Source organism: Janthinobacterium sp. Mn2066 (genome assembly GCF_049319705.1).
Taxonomy (GTDB): domain Bacteria; phylum Pseudomonadota; class Gammaproteobacteria; order Burkholderiales; family Burkholderiaceae_D; genus Janthinobacterium.
Genome location: NZ_JBMOUF010000018.1, coordinates 22014 through 40419, shown reverse-complemented (window position 1 = coordinate 40419; position 18406 = coordinate 22014). Strand labels below are relative to the sequence as shown.

The 18406-nt window shown below is 60.4% G+C and carries 11 protein-coding genes; 1 reads left to right on the top strand and 10 read right to left on the bottom strand.

From position 1 onward, the window contains the following. Positions 1 to 16: 16 nt before the first annotated feature. The 10 genes from ACL9RI_RS26100 to ACL9RI_RS26055 form a co-directional block, all read right to left on the bottom strand. Positions 17 to 907: an MlaA family lipoprotein gene (locus ACL9RI_RS26100; protein WP_422729379.1), complete on the bottom strand. Its 891-nt coding sequence runs from the start codon at positions 905 to 907 to the stop codon at positions 17 to 19. Beyond that, on the bottom strand, positions 904 to 1374 hold the full coding sequence (mlaD, locus tag ACL9RI_RS26095) for an outer membrane lipid asymmetry maintenance protein MlaD (protein ID WP_183682528.1): 471 nt from the start codon (positions 1372 to 1374) through the stop codon (positions 904 to 906). The genes ACL9RI_RS26100 and mlaD overlap by 4 nt, the downstream gene beginning before the upstream one ends. Positions 1375 to 1454: 80 nt before the next feature. After that, the gene (gene mlaE, locus ACL9RI_RS26090; RefSeq protein WP_183741621.1) at positions 1455 to 2237 is read right to left on the bottom strand and encodes a lipid asymmetry maintenance ABC transporter permease subunit MlaE; all 783 of its coding nucleotides are present in this window, start codon (positions 2235 to 2237) and stop codon (positions 1455 to 1457) included. After that, complete coding sequence (locus ACL9RI_RS26085; RefSeq protein ID WP_422729378.1) at positions 2234 to 3043, bottom strand: ABC transporter ATP-binding protein; 810 nt, start codon at positions 3041 to 3043, stop codon at positions 2234 to 2236. The genes mlaE and ACL9RI_RS26085 overlap by 4 nt, the downstream gene beginning before the upstream one ends. A 243-nt stretch (positions 3044 to 3286) precedes the next feature. Further along, positions 3287 to 4750, bottom strand: a complete 1464-nt coding sequence (locus tag ACL9RI_RS26080; protein ID WP_422729377.1) for a glutamate synthase subunit beta — start codon at positions 4748 to 4750, stop codon at positions 3287 to 3289. Between the two features lie 67 nt (positions 4751 to 4817). Further along, on the bottom strand, positions 4818 to 9518 hold the full coding sequence (locus ACL9RI_RS26075) for a glutamate synthase-related protein (protein WP_422729376.1): 4701 nt from the start codon (positions 9516 to 9518) through the stop codon (positions 4818 to 4820). A 184-nt stretch (positions 9519 to 9702) separates the two neighbouring features. Then, the gene (locus ACL9RI_RS26070) at positions 9703 to 10410 is read right to left on the bottom strand and encodes a transposase (protein WP_422729375.1); all 708 of its coding nucleotides are present in this window, start codon (positions 10408 to 10410) and stop codon (positions 9703 to 9705) included. Between the two features lie 144 nt (positions 10411 to 10554). After that, positions 10555 to 11235 (bottom strand): response regulator transcription factor, encoded by a 681-nt coding sequence (locus ACL9RI_RS26065; protein WP_422729374.1) that lies wholly within the window; start codon positions 11233 to 11235, stop codon positions 10555 to 10557. 83 nt (positions 11236 to 11318) lie between these two features. After that, positions 11319 to 12509, bottom strand: a complete 1191-nt coding sequence (locus ACL9RI_RS26060; protein ID WP_422729373.1) for an ATP-binding protein — start codon at positions 12507 to 12509, stop codon at positions 11319 to 11321. Positions 12510 to 12560: 51 nt separating this feature from the next. Next, positions 12561 to 15662, bottom strand: coding sequence for a DEAD/DEAH box helicase (locus ACL9RI_RS26055; protein WP_422729372.1), 3102 nt, complete (start codon positions 15660 to 15662; stop codon positions 12561 to 12563). A 394-nt stretch (positions 15663 to 16056) separates the two neighbouring features. Between ACL9RI_RS26055 and ACL9RI_RS26050 the strand changes: the two genes are divergently transcribed. Further along, positions 16057 to 18405, top strand: a complete 2349-nt coding sequence (locus ACL9RI_RS26050; protein WP_422729371.1) for a Tex family protein — start codon at positions 16057 to 16059, stop codon at positions 18403 to 18405. Position 18406 lies beyond the last annotated feature (1 nt).

Below are 18406 nucleotides of genomic sequence, written 5' to 3'. Positions count from 1 at the left end.
TCTTTCATGCCTTAGTCTACTCCTGCGGCTTGGCCTGTGACGCAACGGTATTGCTACCAGATGTTACGAGTTCGACAGGTGCCGGAGTGACGGCTGGGGCTTCAGGGGCAGCATCTGCGGTCATTGGCGCTTGTTTCAAGTCGTCATGATCCGAGTCCAGCGAGCTGGAATCGTTCTTGTATTTTTTGCTACGGCTCAAGTCGCCATCGAAGACCTTGCTTTCACGCGCTTGCAGGAAGCCGTCGCGGATGAATTCGTAGCGGTCCAGCGCCGCCGCTTCCATCAGGTTGGTTGCATCGAGCAGCGCGGCGCGCTTGTCGACCACGCGCGTGGCCGTGCCGATATTGCGCACCGACGCAGGTTCCTTGTAGCGCCATGGGTCGCCCGTGATATCGGCAGGCAGGGCCACCGTGTCACGCACGGTCGACGGCCCCAGCAATGGCAGCATCAGGTACGGGCCCGACTGCACGCCGTACCAGCCCAGGGTCTGGCCAAAGTCTTCATTGTGTTTCGGGATGCCCGCTGGCGACGCGAAGTCGATCAGGCCGAAAATACCGAAGGTCGAGTTCAGGCCAACGCGTGCAATATCTTGCAAGCCCTTCTCACCCTTACCTTGCAGCAAGTTGTTCACGGCGCTCCAGACGTCGGACAAGTTGCCGAAGAAGTTGCCCACGCCCGTTTGCACGAACGATGGCAAGACGGTCTTGTAGGCAGAGGCGGCCGGTTTCAAGGCATACGTATCGACCGTATCGTTGAACTTGAACATGGCGCGGTTGTAGCCTTCGAACGGATCGGCCGGATTGTTGGCGGTGGTGCTGGCGCAGGCGCTCAGGGTCGCGGCGATGGCGACGGCCAGGCCGATACGGGCCAGGCGAGCTTTGCTGCTGTGTTTGTTCGATTCGCTCATTTGCTATCCTTTCCATCCGCTGCCTTGCTGTAGATGAACTGATTGATCAGGTCTTCCAGCACTGTGGCCGATTGAGTGCGGGCAATCTTGTCGCCCTCTGCCAGGTTTGCCAAATCACCGCCTGCTTCCAGGCCGATGTATTGCTCACCCAACAGACCAGCCGTCAGAATCTTGGCCGAGCTGTCTTTCGGGAATTTATAACCGTCTTCGATGTCCAGCTTGACCAGCGCCTGGTAGCTCTTGTCATCGAACGTGATCTCGGCCACGCGGCCGACCACCACGCCGGCGCCCTTGACGGGCGCTTGCGGCTTGAGGCCGCCAATGTTGTCGAACTTGGCACTAATGGTATACGTCTTGCTGAAAGACAGCGAGCTCATATTGCCAGCCTTGAGCGCCAGAAACATCAATGCTGCTACGCCCAGCAAGACGAACAAGCCTACCCAGACATCCAAAGATTTACGTTGCATAAACAATCCTAAATAATTTTTACTTGCCGCAGCCTGCGCAGACACTGCGCAAGCCGCTAATTTTTACGCCAGTGACCGAATTACTTGCTAAACATCAACGCCGTCATCATGAAGTCCAGCCACCACACCATCAGCGACGATATAACAACCGTGCGCGTGGTGGCGCCGGAAACATCTTCTGGCGTCGGCTGTGCCTGATAACCCTGGAACAGGGCGATAAACGTCACCGCGATACCGAACACCAGGCTCTTCAGGGTACCGTTACCGACTTCTTTCCAGACATCCACGCCGCTTTGCATCTGCGACCAGAACGAGCCTTCGTCGACACCGATCAGCACCACGCCGACCAGGTAACTGCCGATGATGCCGACCGCCGTGAAGATCGCGCCCAGGATCGGCATGGCGATCACGCCAGCCCAGAAGCGGGGCGCCAGCACGCGCTCGACCGGATTCACGGCCATCATTTCCATGGCGGACAATTGCTCGCCGGCCTTCATCAAGCCGATTTCGGCCGTCAGCGACGTGCCTGCGCGGCCCGCAAACAGCAGCGCCGTCACGACCGGCCCCAGTTCGCGCGTCAGCGACAGCGCTACCAGCAGGCCCAGCGATTGTTCCGCGCCATACGTCGTCAAGGTGTAATAACCTTGCAAACCAAGCACCATGCCGACAAACAGGCCGGACACAGCAGTAATCACCAGCGAGCGATTACCAATAAAAAACAGTTGCTCAATCACCAAGCGCGGACGGCGCCACAGGCCGCCCGACGAGGCGATGATGATAAAGAACGAACGCACGGCAAAGCCGAGGTCTTGTACCGAACGACGCAGCCAGGCTCCGATCGCACCCAGAAAACGCGCGATCATCGGCCCGCTCCCGCTTGCAGACCCAGGTCATCGGCCAGCGACTTGCCCGGATAATGGAATGGCACGGGGCCATCGGCTTCCGCATTGACGAATTGTTTGACATACGGGTGCGTGGAGACGGCCATTTCGGCCGGCGTGCCATGCGCCACAATTTTTCCTGATGACAGGAAATACACATAATCAGCGATCGCGAAACACTCCTTCACATCGTGCGACACCAAAATGGACGTGGAACCGAGCGCATCGTTCAGATTGCGGATCAAATTGGCCGTCACGCCCATCGAAATCGGGTCCAGGCCGGCAAACGGTTCGTCATACATGATCAATTCAGGATCGAGCGCAATCGCCCGCGCCAGCGCCACGCGGCGGCCCATGCCGCCCGAAATCTCGCCCGGCTTCAGTTGCGCCGCATTGCGCAGACCCACTGCCTGCAGCTTCATCAGCACCAGGGTGCGGATCAGTTCTTCATTCAGGTCCGTATGTTCGCGCAGCGGAAACGCCACGTTTTCAAACGCCGTCAGGTCGGTAAACAAGGCGCCGTGCTGGAACAGCATGCCCATCTTGCGGCGCATCTGGTACAGCTGCCTGGTATCGAGTGCGTGCACGACCTGGCCATCGACGTTGACGGTGCCGGCGCTGGGGCGCAACTGGCCGCCGATCAGGCGCAATACGGTCGTCTTGCCGCTGCCGGAACCACCCATGACCGCCACAACTTTTCCACGTGGGAAATCCATGTGTAGGCCCGACAAGATCGAACGTTCACCATAGGCAAAGTGTAAATCACGGATTTCAACAAGATTTGGCACGACGGAACTCATTTTTTTTAATGGCGTATTGTAGTGCAGAAACGCCAAACTCTGCTGAGAGGCCCCCTTGGGCATCCCGGTAAGGGGGAAGAATACAACACTAATGAATCGAAAGTCAGATAGTTTATTGTAAAAAGCCACGCTCTGCTTGCGATCGCCCTTCAGCGGAGGTGGCACGGACAAAATGACAGGGGCCACGACGCAGTTTGCGCCATGGCCCCCGAAGCAAGCAGCTGATGCTGATCAGCGTGGCAGCAAGGAATTACCCATCAGGAAGGTATCGACGGCGCGCGCGCATTGGCGGCCTTCGCGGATGGCCCACACCACCAGCGACTGGCCACGGCGCATGTCGCCGGCGGCAAACACCTTGGGCACCGACGTGTGGTAGCAGTCATCCCCCTCGGTGCTGGCGCGGGCGTTGCCGCGCGCATCTTTATCCACGCCAAAAGCATCCAGCACTTGTTGCACAGGAGAAACAAAGCCCATCGCCAGCAAGACCAGGTCGGCTTTCATCTCGAATTCCGAGTCCGGCACTTCGCTCATCTTGCCGTCTTTCCACTCCACCCGGCAGGCGATCAGTTTTTCCACCTTGCCGCCCTTGCCTTCGAAACGCTTGGTGGCCACCGCCCAGTCGCGCTCGCAGCCTTCCTCGTGCGACGACGAAGTGCGCAGCTTGGTCGGCCAGTACGGCCAGACCAGCGGCTTGTTTTCTTTTTCCGGCGGCTGCGGCATCAGTTCGAACTGCGCCACCGAGGCGGCGCCGTGGCGGTTCGAGGTGCCCACGCAGTCCGAGCCCGTATCGCCGCCGCCGATCACCACCACGTGCTTGCCGGTCGCCTTGATCTGGTCTTTCAGCTTGTCGCCCGCATTGACCTTGTTTTGCAGCGGCAAGAAATCCATCGCGTAATGCACGCCTTTCAGTTCGCGGCCCGGCACCGGCAAGTCGCGCGGCTGCTCGGCGCCGCCGGCGATGATGACGGCGTCGAACTCTTTTTCCAGGTCTTCCGGGAAAATCGTTTCCTTGGCCCAGTTATTCACGCTGGCAGGGAAATCCTTGCCGACCAGCACGCTGGTGCGGAATACCACGCCTTCGGCTTCCATCTGTTTCACGCGCAGGTCGATGTGCGACTTTTCCATCTTGAAGTCGGGAATGCCGTAGCGCAGCAAGCCGCCCACCCGGTCGCTCTTTTCAAACACCGTCACGGCATGGCCGGCGCGCGCCAGCTGCTGCGCCGCCGCCAGGCCGGCAGGGCCGGAACCGACGATGGCCACTTTCTTGCCCGTGCTGAAACCGGCTGGCTGCGGCACCACCCAGCCATGCTCCCAGCCCATGTCGATGATTTTATGTTCGATCGACTTGATGCCGACCGGATCTTCATGGATGCCCAGGGTGCACGCCGACTCGCACGGCGCCGGGCAGACGCGGCCCGTGAACTCCGGGAAGTTATTGGTCGAATGCAAGATATCGAGTGCTTCGCGGTAGTTACCACGGTAGACCAGGTCATTCCAGTCGGGAATGATGTTATTGACTGGACAACCCGTATTACAGAAAGGGATGCCGCAATCCATGCAGCGCGCGCCCTGCACGGTCGCCTGCGCATCCGTCAGGTGCAGCACGAATTCCTTGTAGTTCTTCAAACGGGCGGCAGGCTCCAGATATTGCTCGTCCTGCCGCTTGAATTCCATGAAGCCGGTAATTTTACCCACGATAATTCCTTTGTATTTGGCTAGCGGGGAGCGGCCTGGCCGCTCCCGGTCATAGTGTTAAGCTGGCTCAGGCCGCAACGGCTTCGACTTGCATGGCGGCGTCGGCGGCCATTTCGATCAGTGCGCGCTTGTATTCGTTCGGGAAGACCTTGACGAACTTGGCGCGTGCCGTGGCCCAGTCATCGAGCAGGAAACGGGCGCGGGTGCTGCCCGTATGCTTGAAGTGGCGCTCGATCAGGCGTTTCAGGATCACTTCGTCGGCTTCCGGCAAGCCATCGCGGTGCTGGGTATGCCAGGCGTCGCGGTCCACTTGCTGTTCGGAAGCGCTCACCACCTTGTCCAGGCTGACCATGGCCGTGTTGCACTTGCTGGCAAATTCGCCGGCCGGGTCATACACATAGGCAATGCCGCCCGACATGCCGGCCGCAAAGTTGCGTCCCGTGGCGCCCAGCACCACCACCGTGCCGCCCGTCATGTATTCGCAGCCATGGTCGCCCAGGCCCTCGACCACCGTGGTGGCGCCCGAGTTGCGCACGGCAAAGCGTTCGCCGGCCACGCCATTGAAGAAGGCTTCGCCGGCAATCGCACCGTACAGCACGGTGTTGCCGATGATGATGTTGTCCACTGCCCAGCCGCGGAATTCCGTATTCGGCCGCACGATGATGCGTCCGCCCGACAAGCCTTTGCCCACGTAATCGTTGCCTTCGCCCACCAGGTCGATCGTGATGCCGTGCGCCAGGAAGGCGCAGGCCGACTGGCCCGCCGTGCCTTGCAGCTGGATGTGAATCGTGTCGTCCGGCAAGCCGGCATGGCCATAACGCTTCGCCACTTCGCCGGACAGCATGGTGCCCACCGTGCGGTTCAGGTTGCGCACCGGCGAAATGAACGAGACGCGCTCGCCCTTTTCCAGCGCCGCGCGCGCCTGCGCGATCAGCTTGTGGTCCAGCGCTTTTTCCAGCGCGTGGTCCTGGTTTTCCACGTGGCGACAGGACTGGCCATCCGTGGTTTCCGGCTTGTGGAAGATGGCAGAGAAGTCCAGGCCCTGCGCCTTCCAGTGCGAAATCGCCTTCGATTTATCGAGCAGGTCGACCCGGCCGATCAGCTCGTCATAGGTACGGATGCCCAGCTGCGCCATCAACTGGCGCGCTTCTTCGGCGACGAAGAAGAAGTAATTGACGACATACTCGGGTTTGCCCGAGAACTTGGCGCGCAGCACCGGATCTTGCGTAGCCACACCGACCGGGCAAGTATTCAGATGGCATTTGCGCATCATGATGCAGCCTTCGACCACCAGCGGCGCCGTGGCGAAACCGATTTCATCGGCGCCCAGCAAGGCGGCGATCACCACGTCGCGGCCGGTTTTCATCTGGCCATCGGCTTGCACGCGGATACGGCTGCGCAAACCATTGAGCACCAGCGTTTGCTGGGTTTCGGCCAGGCCCAGTTCCCACGGCGTGCCCGCATGTTTCACGGAAGACAAAGGCGAAGCGCCCGTGCCGCCATCGTGGCCCGCCACCACCACGTGGTCGGCCTTGGCCTTGGTGACGCCGGCCGCCACCGTGCCGATACCCACTTCCGACACCAGTTTCACGGAAATCGACGCGCGCGGATTGGCGTTTTTCAAGTCATGGATCAGTTGCGCCAGGTCTTCGATCGAATAAATGTCATGGTGCGGCGGCGGCGAAATCAAGCCTACGCCGGGCACGGAAAAGCGCAGGCTGGCGATGTATTCCGACACCTTATGACCAGGCAACTGACCGCCTTCGCCCGGTTTCGCGCCCTGCGCCATCTTGATCTGGATCTGGTCAGCCGAATTCAGGTAGGCGGCCGTCACGCCGAAACGGCCCGACGCCACTTGCTTGATGCGCGAACGCATGGAATCGCCTTCCTGCAGCGGGATATCGACCACGATCTGCTCGGCGCCCACTACCGACGCCATGGTCTCGCCCTGGCGGATCGGGATGCCCTTCAGTTCCTGCGTGTAGCGGTTCGGATCTTCGCCGCCCTCGCCCGTATTCGACTTGCCGCCGATGCGGTTCATCGCCACGGCCAGGGTTGCGTGCGCTTCCGTGCTGATCGAGCCCAGCGACATGGCGCCGGTCGCAAAACGCTTGACGATTTCTTTCGCCGGTTCCACTTCATCGAGCGGGATCGCCTTGGTCGGATCGAGCTTGAACTCGAACAGGCCGCGCAAGGTCAGATGACGGCGGCTCTGGTCATTGATGATCTGCGCGTACTCTTTATAGCTGGAGAAATTGTTGCTGCGCGTAGAGTGCTGCAGCTTCGCAATCGCGTCCGGCGTCCACATATGGTCTTCGCCGCGCACGCGGAACGCGTATTCGCCACCTGCATCGAGCTTCTCGGCCAGCAAGGGATCGTTGCCGAAAGCCAAGTTGTGCAAACGCAGCGCTTCTTCCGCCACTTCAAATACGCCGATGCCTTCCACGTTCGAGGCTGTGCCCTTGAAGTATTTGTCGACCAGCGACTTGTTCAAGCCGATCGCTTCAAAGATTTGCGCACCGCAATACGACATATACGTCGAGATGCCCATCTTCGACATCACCTTCATCAAGCCCTTGCCGACGGCCTTGGTGTAGTTGTAGATCGCCTTGTCGCCGGACAGATCGCCCGGCAAGCCATGCGCCAGCTCGACCAGGGTTTCCATCGCCAGGTAAGGATGAACGGCTTCCGCGCCATAGCCTGCCAGCAAGGCGAAGTGGTGCGTTTCACGCGCCGAGCCCGTCTCCACCACCAGGCCGGTGGAGGCGCGCAAGCCCTTGCTGACCAGGTGCTGATGCACGGTCGATGTCGCCAGTAGCGCGGGGATCGCCACCTGATCGGCGCAGATAGCGCGATCCGAGACGATCAAAATGTTGTGGCCGGATTTCACGGCATCGACCGCCTCGGCGCACAGCGAGGCCAGGCACGCTTCCACGCCTTCCTTGCCCCAGGCCAATGGATAGCAGATATCGAGTTCATACGACTTGAACTTGCCGCCCGTATGGGCACTGATATTGCGCAAACGCGTCATGTCGTCAAAACCCAGCACCGGTTGCGCCACTTCCAGGCGCATCGGCGGATTGACGTTATTCGTGTCGAGCAAGTTCGGTTTCGGGCCGATAAACGATACCAGCGACATCACCATCGCTTCGCGGATCGGGTCGATCGGCGGATTGGTCACTTGCGCGAACAATTGCTTGAAGTAGCTATACAGCGGCTTGAGCTTGTTCGACATCACGGCCAGCGGCGAATCATTGCCCATCGATCCAGTCGCTTCTTCGCCGGCCACGGCCATCGGCGCCATCAGGAATTTCAAGTCTTCCTGCGTGTAGCCAAACGCTTGCTGGCGGTCCAGCAAGGACGTCTGGGCTTTTTCGCCCTGTGCAGGCGCCTGCCTGGCCTGGCCGTCCAGCAGCTTGATCGCGTCGAGCTTGATCCGCACCGAGTTGATCCACGCTTTATATGGCTTGGCGTTGGCGTAGGTATTCTTCAATTCCTGGTCGTCGATGATGCGGCCCGCTTCCAGGTCGATCAGGAACATTTTTCCAGGCTGCAAGCGCCATTTCTGGATGATCTTCGATTCCGGGATCGGCAGCACGCCCGATTCCGAGGCCATCACCACCAGGTCATCGTCGGTGACGATGTAGCGCGCCGGACGCAAACCGTTGCGGTCCAGGGTGCCGCCGATATGGCGACCATCGGTAAACGCCATGGCGGCCGGGCCGTCCCACGGCTCCATCATGGCGGCATGGTATTCATAGAAGGCGCGGCGGTTGTCATCCATGGTGGTGTGGTTTTCCCACGCTTCCGGGATCATCATCATCATCGCCTGGGCGATCGGATAACCGGCCATCAGCAGCAATTCCAGCGCATTGTCGAAACACGCCGTGTCGGACTGGCCTTCATAAATCAGTGGAAACAGCTTTTGCAAGTCTTCGCCCAGCACGGCCGACTTCATCACGCCTTCGCGCGCGCGCATCCAGTTGAAATTGCCTTTCACCGTGTTGATCTCGCCATTGTGCGCGATCAGGCGATACGGGTGGGCCAGCGGCCATTCAGGGAAAGTATTGGTCGAGAAACGCTGATGCACCAGCGCCAGCGCCGAGATGCAACGCGCATCCTGCAAGTCCTTGTAATACACGCCCACCTGGTCGGCCAGCAACAAGCCCTTGTAGACGATGGTGCGGGCCGACATCGACGGCACGAAGAATTCCTTGCCATGCAGCAGTTTCAAGGCCTGGATGGCGTGGCCCGACGATTTGCGGATCACGTACAGTTTGCGCTCGAGCGCGTCGGTGACCATGATGTCCGGGCCACGGCCGATGAAGATCTGGCGGATCACGGGTTCCTTGGCGCGCACGGTGGGCGACATCGGCATCTCGGTATCGATCGGCACGTTGCGCCAGCCCAGCACCACCTGGCCTTCGATGCGCACGGCGCGCTCGATTTCCTGTTCGCAGGCGATGCGCGAAGCGTTTTCTTTCGGCAAAAAGACCATGCCCACGCCGTATTCGCCAGGCGGCGGCAATTCCACGCCCTGCTTGGCCATTTCTTCGCGGTAGTACTGGTCTGGAATCTGGATCAGGATGCCGGCGCCATCGCCCATCAGCGCATCGGCGCCCACGGCGCCCCGGTGATCGAGGTTTTTCAGGATCAGCAAACCCTGTTCGACGATCGAATGGGTCTTGTTGCCCTTGATATGGGCGACGAAACCGACGCCGCAGGCATCGTGTTCATTGGCTGGGTCGTACAGGCCTTGCGCTTTCATGGGCTTCTCCGCTGCATATGACTATCGAAAAACTAGAGTAGTGCAATGCAATAGAAAACTCAACTGAAATAATTAGGGTCGGAGTCGAATTAAATCATATTTTGCCGACCTCAAAATTAAATGGGGACATAGTCAACGCAATCCTGATTCGGTCCTGGAAAACAAGCTATATTTTATTAAAAAGTTATTGCTCGGCCGTTTCGCTGGCGCTCTTGCGCGGCCGTCCCCGCTTGGCGGGCAGCACTTGCCGCTTCATTTTCAGTTCCAGCGCCTGCTTGAACGCCTCGGAACCCAGCGGCCACCCTTTTAGTACCGCCTGTTCCACCGTCTTGACCTGGCTGCTGCCCAGGCCCTGTTCAAACAGACGCAGATAAGCTGCTTCGCGGTCGAACGGCGTGTTGCCCAGCGCCCAGTACAAAGCGTGGTCAGTGATCAGGGCATCGGGACGGAAACCCGCATGGTGGGCATAGCTGGACCAGCTGTAGTCAAGTGGCTGGGCAACCAGTCCCGCTTGCACGGGCACACATTCCAGGTAGCGGCAGCAGAGCAGGAAAAAATTGTCGGCGTCGATCACGGCCGTTTTGTAGCGCCCTTGCCACAAGCTGCCTTCACGGCCGTATTTTTGATTGAAATACGGCACGTAATAGCGCCCCAGCCATTGCATCAACTGTCCCAGTCCCGTGCTATCGGCCGGCGTAGCCAGCAAATGCAGTTGATCAGGTAATAAAACGTAGGCGTGGATGGCGACCTTGAACATTTTTGCCCCGCTTTTCAGCCAGGACAAAAATTGCGCGTAATCATCGGCATCCTGGAACACCGGCTGGCGGTTGGCGCCGCGCTGTATCACGTAATGGGGGAGATTGGGGATGATCAGGCGGGGCAAGCGGGCCATGGTTATGTGCGTAAAAAAGGCTAAAGCCTTGATTTTACACACACTACCGTGCAGGACATGACTCTGGCCCTGATTTATTTTTGATGCCGGAAAAACAGCTTGACTCTGTCCCTTTTTAGCCCGCCATCGCTATGGCATAACCATTCAAGACAAATTAAAGCTGGCCGACAAGCTATAACCTTCGCCATACGCGCTGCGCAGTGGCAAATCCTGGCCCAGGCCCGTCTTGGCTTTCTTGCGCAGGCGATATACCAGCATGTCGACGCGGCGGCCGGCATCGGGATCTTCGCCGCCCATGCCGGCCACGATCACGTCGCGGGGCACCGGGCGGGTGTTGATCGTCAGCAGGTGCAGGAAGTTGAATTCCTTTTCCGTCAGGGCGATCACCGACCCCATCAGCTCAAGTTGGCGAGCGCTTACTTTCAAGGTCCATTTGTTAGGCTCGGGCATGGGGTCTTGCGGACCGACGCGGCGGTCCAGCGCCTCGATGTGGGCGGCCAGTTCTGGGAATTTGATCGGCTTGGTCAGGTAATGGTCGGCGCCCAGGCGCAAGCCCAGGATGCGGCTGTCAAACGCCACGCGGCCCGTCAATACCAGCACGCCGATCTGCGGATACAGCTGGCGCATACGGGGGATGACATTGAAACCATCTTCATCGGGCAGGCCCAGGTCGAGCACGACCACGTCAACATTTCCATGACTCAAAGCCGTCCACATACCGCCAGCCGAGCTGGTGATATGGACTTCGTGTTCGAGTTCCACCAGAAACTCCGCCATGTCTTCTGCGTAGTCCAGGTTGTCTTCGACGATCAGTATTTTCGTCATTGCTACGCCATTCTTCCGTTAGTGGAACATCGTGGGCAAACCTGCCAAACACTCCTGCATCCATGATGGACGGCCTAATAGGTTTACGTCAAGGAATTATCATGGTTGCTTACAGCGGAAGCAAGGCTTTTCCCCGCATCGACGGGGATCGGCAGCCAAATTCGGGAAATCGCACCGCCTTCAGGACGATTCTGCAGCTGTAAACTGCCGCCATGCACCTCGACCACGGCGCGCGCCATGTACAAACCCAGGCCAGCGCCCGCATGTCCGCCCGCATGCATGCCGCGAAAACCTTTTTCAAATACCCTGCCCATCTCGTCGTCAGGCACGCCCGGCCCCTGGTCGCTGACGCACAAGGCCACGCCGCCTTCAGGCGCCAGCCGGCCGGACAACACGATCGGGCTGCCGGCCGGGCTGAACTTGACAGCGTTGTCCAGCAAGATTTTCAGGCACAAGCTCATGCCCTGCACGTCACAACGCAGATACGGCGGCAAGTCTTCATCGAGCTGCAGCTGCACCGGATGGCTGGCCGGCACGGTAGCGGCCGCCTGTTGCAGCAAGGCCAGCGGCGCGATGCCGTTCGCGGTTTTTTCACGGCCGATGGCGGCCATGCGCTCGGGCGACAGATAATCGTTGATCATGGCCAGCAAACGGTCCACGGCTGTCTGGATTTTCACGTAACGCTTGTGCGTGCCCTCGTCGGCGCCCGCCGCACCGGCCGTCGCCACCAGGCGCTGGATGGCGCCATCGATGGTGGCCAACGGCGTACGGAATTCGTGCGACAGCATCGATGCGAAACGCTTTTGTTCCTTTTCGCGCTCTGCCTCTTGCGCCTGTGCCTGCGTGACATCGCGCACCACGCCCACCAGCGAAACGGGCTGGCCGGCCGCATCGAGCACGAAGGTCGAGGTGATTTCCAGCGCCAGCATATGGCCGTCGCGGTGCGGCAATTCCACTTCGCGCAGCAGACTCAAGCGGCTGGTGTCGCCAGCGCGCCAGCGCTGCAAGCGGGCCGGCACGTCAGCGGCCAGGCGCGCCGCGTGCTCCCGCAGTGCCGGCAAGTCATGGCCGCTGAGGCGCTGCGCAGCCGGACTCACATAACGCAGTTCCAGGGTGGCGCAGTCCAGCAGCCAGAGCGCATCCAGGCTGTGTTCCGCCAGCTGGCGAAACTGCGCCTCGCCGGTCCGCGCGCGCAGCAGCGCGCGGCGCAATTGCACGAAACGCAGCGCCATCAGGATGGCGCCGGCAAACAGCAAGAGTAAAAAGGGCAGCATGCTTTACACCTGGCAAGATTGAAACGCCAAGTATAGAGCGCGCCACGCCGTTTAATCTTCCAGCGGCGCGAAAATTTGCTGCAAGTCTTCCTGCGTCAGGGCCATTTTTTGCGATTCGCCTTCGACCAGGATCGATTGCGCCAATTCTGCTTTCTTTTGCTGCAGCAACTGGATTTTTTCTTCCAGGGTGCCCTTGGCGATCAGCTTGTAGACAAACACCGGTTTGTCCTGGCCGATACGCCAGGCGCGGTCGGTGGCCTGGTTTTCCGCGGCCGGATTCCACCACGGGTCATAATGGATGACCGTGTCGGCCGCCGTCAGGTTCAAGCCCACGCCACCGGCCTTGAGGCTGATCAAGAAGATCGGCACGGCGCCCTGCTGGAAGGCCGCCACCTGCGCGCCGCGGTCCTTGGTTTCGCCCGTCAGCAAGGCATATGGAATGTCGCGCGATTCCAGTTCTTCCTCGATCAATTCCAGCATGCTGGTAAATTGCGAGAAGACCAGGATCTTGCGGCCCTCGTCCAGCAAGTCTTCCACCATCTGCATCAGGTCGAGCAGCTTGGCCGAACCGGCCGACTGCTTTTTCGCCGGCAGGGATTTCACCAGGCGCGGGTCGCAACAGACCTGGCGCAGTTTCAGCAGCGCTTCCAGGATCACGATCTGGCTGCGCGCCACGCCCTTCTTGTCGATCTCTTCGCGCACTTTCTGGTCCATCGCCAATCGCACGGTTTCGTACAGGTCGCGCTGCGGCCCCGTCAATTCGACCTTGCGCACCATTTCCGTCTTCGGCGGCAATTCCTTGGCCACATTGTCCTTGGTACGGCGCAACAGGAACGGCTTGATACGGCGGTTCAGCAGCATGCGGCGCAGCGGATCATCCTGGCGCTCGATCGGGTGGCGGAATTGCGTATTGAAGGTTTTCTCGTCGCCCAGCAAGCCCGGCAGCAAGAAGTGGAATTGCGACCACAATTCGCCCAGATGGTTTTCCAGCGGCGTGCCGGACAGGCACAAACGGTGGCGCGCGCGCAGCAGGCCCGCGCTTTGCGCCGCCTTGCTGCGGGTATTCTTGATGTAATGCGATTCATCAAGAATCACCAGGTGGAAATCGTGTTCGCGCAGAATATCCTCGTCGCGCGGCAACAGCGCATAGGTCGTCAGCACCAGATCGCATTGATCGATCTGATCGAACTGCTGGGCGCGGTCCTTGCCTTGCAGCAGCAAGACCTTCAGGGACGGCGCAAACTTGGCCGCCTCGTCCTGCCAGTTGCCCATCAGGCTGGTCGGCGCAATCACCAGCGCCGGATGCGTCAGGCGGCCCGCTTCTTTTTCTACCAGGATATGCGCCAGAGTTTGCACGGTCTTGCCCAGCCCCATGTCATCGGCCAAAATCCCCGCCAGGTCATGGTCGCGCAGGAATTGCATCCACGCCAGGCCGTCCGCCTGGTAATCGCGCAAGGTCGCCTGCAAGCCGGCGGGCGCCGCCACTTTTTGCACGGAACCGAACTGGCTCAGCTTGCGGCCCATGGCGCGCAATTGTTCGCCGCCCGTCCAGCGCATTTCCAGGCCGCGCGCCAGCTCTTCCAGGCGCGCCGCGTCCAGGGTCGACATGCGCACGGCATGCTTGATCTTGTCGCTGAAATACAGCTCGCCCAGGGTATTCAAGATCGGCCGCACCCGGCCCCACGGCAGGGCCACGCGGGTGCCATCCGGCAAGGTGGCCAGCATGTGATCTTCCTCGCCATGCGCTTCGATGGTTTTCGGATTGAAATCATTGGGCGCATTGCGTATCAGTTGCACCAGCACCGGCAGCAGCGGCACGCGCTCGTGGTTGACGACGATGCCCAGCTCCAGCTCGAACCAGGCATTGCCGCTGTCCGGATCCTGGTCATCGATCTCGGCATACCAGTCGCCCACCTCGCTCACGTCGTAGCGGTACTTGGCCGTCTTTTCCACGATCCAGCCCTGCGCTTGCAACTGTTCAATGCCGGCCTCGGCAAAGCGCAGCCATTCCGCCTGGCTAGGCAGCAGCAAGGCGCCCTTCAAGCCGCTCAGCGGCGCCGAACCGGGCTTCTTGAATTGCAGTCCCGCCAGGGTCGCCAGCGCGCGCGCCTCGTCGGCCGTATTGCGCTGGATAATTTCCGTCACATCGCCGATCTGGCGCACCACGCGCTGGGCCGGGTCGAACGACACGCGCTCGCCATCGTAATCGTAGGACAGCACGGCGAAATCGTGCCAGCGCTGCAAGCTGCCATCGGCCAGCATGGCGCTATCGAGCAGCAAGACCGGCTGCGCCGGCACATCCTTGCGCAAGCGCTGCGGCAAAGGTTGCGGCAGCGGCATCAGATGCTGCAAGCCTTGCGCCAGCAGCAATTGCGACACGCGCACCTTGTCGTTCGCATTCAGGGGCGGCGCCTGCGCCACCAGCGCCTGCAGGTCGGCCAGCGAAATTTCGGAGCCGCCCTGGTTCAGTTCCAGCACCCCGCACGACAGATTATCGATATACCACGGCGGATCGGTCGGCAGCATGTAGTCGATCTGGTCGGCGCCATGGTGTTTCACGCCTTCCGGCGGATCGACTTGCCAGCCCAGCCGCATGGTCTTGCCCTCGTCGCGCCAGAACAGCCGGGCCGGACGGACCGGACCTTCCTTCAGCGGATACACCAGGCCATTGCCCACATCGGCCCAGGAATTGGCCCACAACAGCTTGTCTTGCTCGGCCAGCATTTTCAGCAGGGCCGCACCGACCTTGCCCTTGGGCTCGGTAGCGCTGCCCGTCTGCGAATTCTGCCCGCTGCGCATGGCAACGAAGAAACGCACCAGGTCTTCATCGGCGGGCGTCAAAAAGGTGGGCGGCGCCGACAGCAGCGAAAAAATTTCGCTGATGGGACTGGCCGCCGCCACGTCGCCATTCGGCCGCAGGCGCGCCTTGTACAGGCACAGCGCCACATGGCGTCCACCGCTGGTGGGCGCCAGGACATAAATCAGGCGATGCTGGTTCAGTTTGGCGTCGGGCTCGACAACATTGAGCACGGCTTTCGGATGAGCGGCTGCCTCCACCCGTTGCAGCCACGTGGCGATGGCGTACGGCAAAGGCGCTCCCGGCGCGGCCGGGGCAACTGGGGTTTCACTGGTTTCGTCGCGGGTAAAATCCATGGGGCGCATGAGTATGTAAAGGTCGTATCCAAATCGGCAACAGGCGATATTATCCGCCATACACGCGCTGCTGGCTTGATTCGCACACGCTGTTTAGGCAGTTTTCCTGTGCGATGCTTAAAAAATAATTATTTAATGCTACATTCCAGCCATTCGACAAGCAAAATTGACACGCATGGGCGTGAAAACAGCCCGCAGAGGCATGTGACATGCGCCTTGCCCTGTCTGGCCCCGGCCGCCAAAATGATTCATTTAGGAAATAAATCAAGCTATTTGGCAATTTTTTCAGTCGCCGCTGGCCGCCGGCGGTAACGCACAGTCCATTTGCACTGTCAAGATTGCGCAATCGCGCCGATTGCGTATCATTCCAGGCTTGATCGCTTTGGAAACAACCATGCTGCCCACTATCGAACAACGTCTTGCCCTTGAACTTGCCGCCAAACCGGTGCAGGTTGCCGCCGCCATCGAACTGCTCGATGAAGGCGCGACCGTGCCCTTTATCGCCCGTTACCGCAAGGAAGCGACCGGCGGCCTCGACGATATCCAGTTGCGCCTGCTCGAAGAGCGCTTGCGCTACCTGCGCGAACTGGAAGAGCGGCGCGCCGCCATCGTGGCCTCGATCACCGAACAGAACAAGATGACGCCCGCCCTGTTAGATGCCGTCATGCACGCGGAAGACAAGACGCGCCTGGAAGATTTGTACTTGCCATACAAGCAAAAACGCCGCACCAAGGCGCAGATCGCCATCGAAGCGGGCTTGATGCCACTGGCCGATGGCTTGCTGGAAAACCCGGAACTGACGCCGGAAATGGAAGCAGGCAAATTCCTGCGCGAGGCGTTTACCAGTGCCGATGGCAACAACCCTGGCGTGGCCGACACCAAGGCGGCGCTCGATGGCGCGCGCCAGATCCTGATGGAACGTTTTGCCGAAGATGCGACCTTGCTGCAAACCTTGCGCGAGTACGTGCAGGAACACGGCGTGGTCGAATCGAAAGTGGTGGAAGGCAAGCAGGATGAAGGCGAAAAATTCGCCGATTATTTCGATTACTCAGAAACTATTTCTACCGTGCCATCGCACCGCGCCCTGGCGCTGCTGCGCGGCCGCCGCGAAGGCATCCTCGACGTGACCCTGCGCCTCGATACGGAAGCGGAAAAACCGAAGTGGGATGCGCCGCACAATCCGTGCGAAGGCCGCATCGCCGCCCGTTTCGGCATCAAGCAACTGGGCCGCCCGGCCGATAAATGGCTGGCGGACACGGCCCGCTGGACCTGGCGCGTGAAAAGCTTCATGCACCTGGAAACGGAATTGATGGGCGCGCTGCGCGAACGCTCGGAACTGGACGCCATCAATGTGTTTGCCACCAACCTGAAAGCGCTGCTGCTGGCAGCGCCAGCCGGCCAGCGCGCCACCATGGGCCTGGACCCGGGCCTGCGCACGGGTGTGAAAGTGGCCGTGGTCGACGCCACCGGTAAAGTGGTCGATACGGCCGTGATTTATCCGCACCAGCCGAAAAACGACTGGGACGGTTCGCTGCATACCCTGGGCCGCCTGGCGGCCAAGCACAATGTATCCCTGATTTCGATCGGCAACGGCACCGCCTCGCGTGAAACCGACAAGCTGGCGCAGGACTTGATCAAGCAGCATCCGGAAGCGAAGATGACGAAGATCGTCGTCTCGGAAGCGGGCGCGTCGGTGTACTCGGCGTCCGAGTTCGCCTCGAAAGAATTGCCGGACATGGATGTGTCCTTGCGCGGCGCCGTCTCGATCGCGCGCCGCCTGCAAGATCCGCTGGCCGAACTGGTGAAAATCGATCCGAAATCGATCGGCGTGGGCCAGTACCAGCATGACGTGAGTCAAAGCCAGCTGGCCCGCTCGCTCGATGCGGTGGTGGAAGATTGCGTGAACGCCGTGGGCGTGGATGTCAACACGGCCTCGGCGCCGCTGCTGGCGCGCGTGTCGGGCCTGTCGGCCAGCGTGGCGCAAAGCATCGTCACCTACCGCGACATGAAGGGCGCGTTCACTTCGCGCGCGGCACTGAAAGCCGTGCCGCGCCTGGGCGACAAGACGTTTGAACAGGCAGCGGGCTTTTTGCGCGTGATGGGTGGCGAGAATCCGCTGGACGCGTCGGCGGTCCACCCGGAATCGTACCCGCTGGTGGAAAAGATCCTGGCCGACATCAAGAAAGACATCAAGGCCGTGATCGGTGAAACGGCGCTGCTGAAAACCCTGAGCCCGGCCAAATATGCCGACGAGACCTTCGGCGTGCCGACCATTTCCGACATCTTGAAAGAGCTGGAAAAACCGGGCCGCGATCCGCGTCCGGAATTTACCACCGCCACCTTCAAGGAAGGCGTGGAAGAAATCCGCGACTTGCGCCCTGACATGATCCTCGAAGGCGTGGTCACCAACGTGGCGGCTTTCGGCGCGTTTGTCGATATCGGCGTGCACCAGGATGGCCTGGTGCATATTTCGGCCCTGTCGAACAACTTCGTGAAAGATCCGCACACGGTCGTGAAAGCGGGCCAGGTGGTGCGCGTCAAAGTGCTGGAAGTCGATGAAAAGCGCAAGCGCATCGCGCTGACCATGCGCCTGACCGATAGCGCACCGCAAGCAGGTAGCAAACCGGAACAGCGCGGCGACCGCAACGACCGCCGCAGCATGGCCCAGCACCAGTCGCAATCGCGCAACGCGCCTGAACCGGCCGGCAGCATGGCCGCCGCCTTCGCCAAACTGAGAGGCTAAC

Bases quoted from the DNA above. Each gene is read 5' to 3' on its own strand.
- ACL9RI_RS26065 (WP_422729374.1), bottom strand. From the start codon at position 11,235: ATGACGAAAATACTGATCGTCGAAGACAACCTGGACTACGCAGAAGAC.
- mlaE (WP_183741621.1), bottom strand. From the start codon at position 2,237: ATGATCGCGCGTTTTCTGGGTGCGATCGGAGCCTGGCTGCGTCGTTCG.
- ACL9RI_RS26100 (WP_422729379.1), bottom strand. From the start codon at position 907: ATGAGCGAATCGAACAAACACAGCAGCAAAGCTCGCCTGGCCCGTATC.
- ACL9RI_RS26050 (WP_422729371.1), top strand. From the start codon at position 16,057: ATGCTGCCCACTATCGAACAACGTCTTGCCCTTGAACTTGCCGCCAAA.
- ACL9RI_RS26055 (WP_422729372.1), bottom strand. From the start codon at position 15,662: ATGGATTTTACCCGCGACGAAACCAGTGAAACCCCAGTTGCCCCGGCC.
- ACL9RI_RS26075 (WP_422729376.1), bottom strand. From the start codon at position 9,518: ATGAAAGCGCAAGGCCTGTACGACCCAGCCAATGAACACGATGCCTGC.
- mlaD (WP_183682528.1), bottom strand. From the start codon at position 1,374: ATGCAACGTAAATCTTTGGATGTCTGGGTAGGCTTGTTCGTCTTGCTG.
- ACL9RI_RS26070 (WP_422729375.1), bottom strand. From the start codon at position 10,410: ATGGCCCGCTTGCCCCGCCTGATCATCCCCAATCTCCCCCATTACGTG.
- ACL9RI_RS26060 (WP_422729373.1), bottom strand. From the start codon at position 12,509: ATGCTGCCCTTTTTACTCTTGCTGTTTGCCGGCGCCATCCTGATGGCG.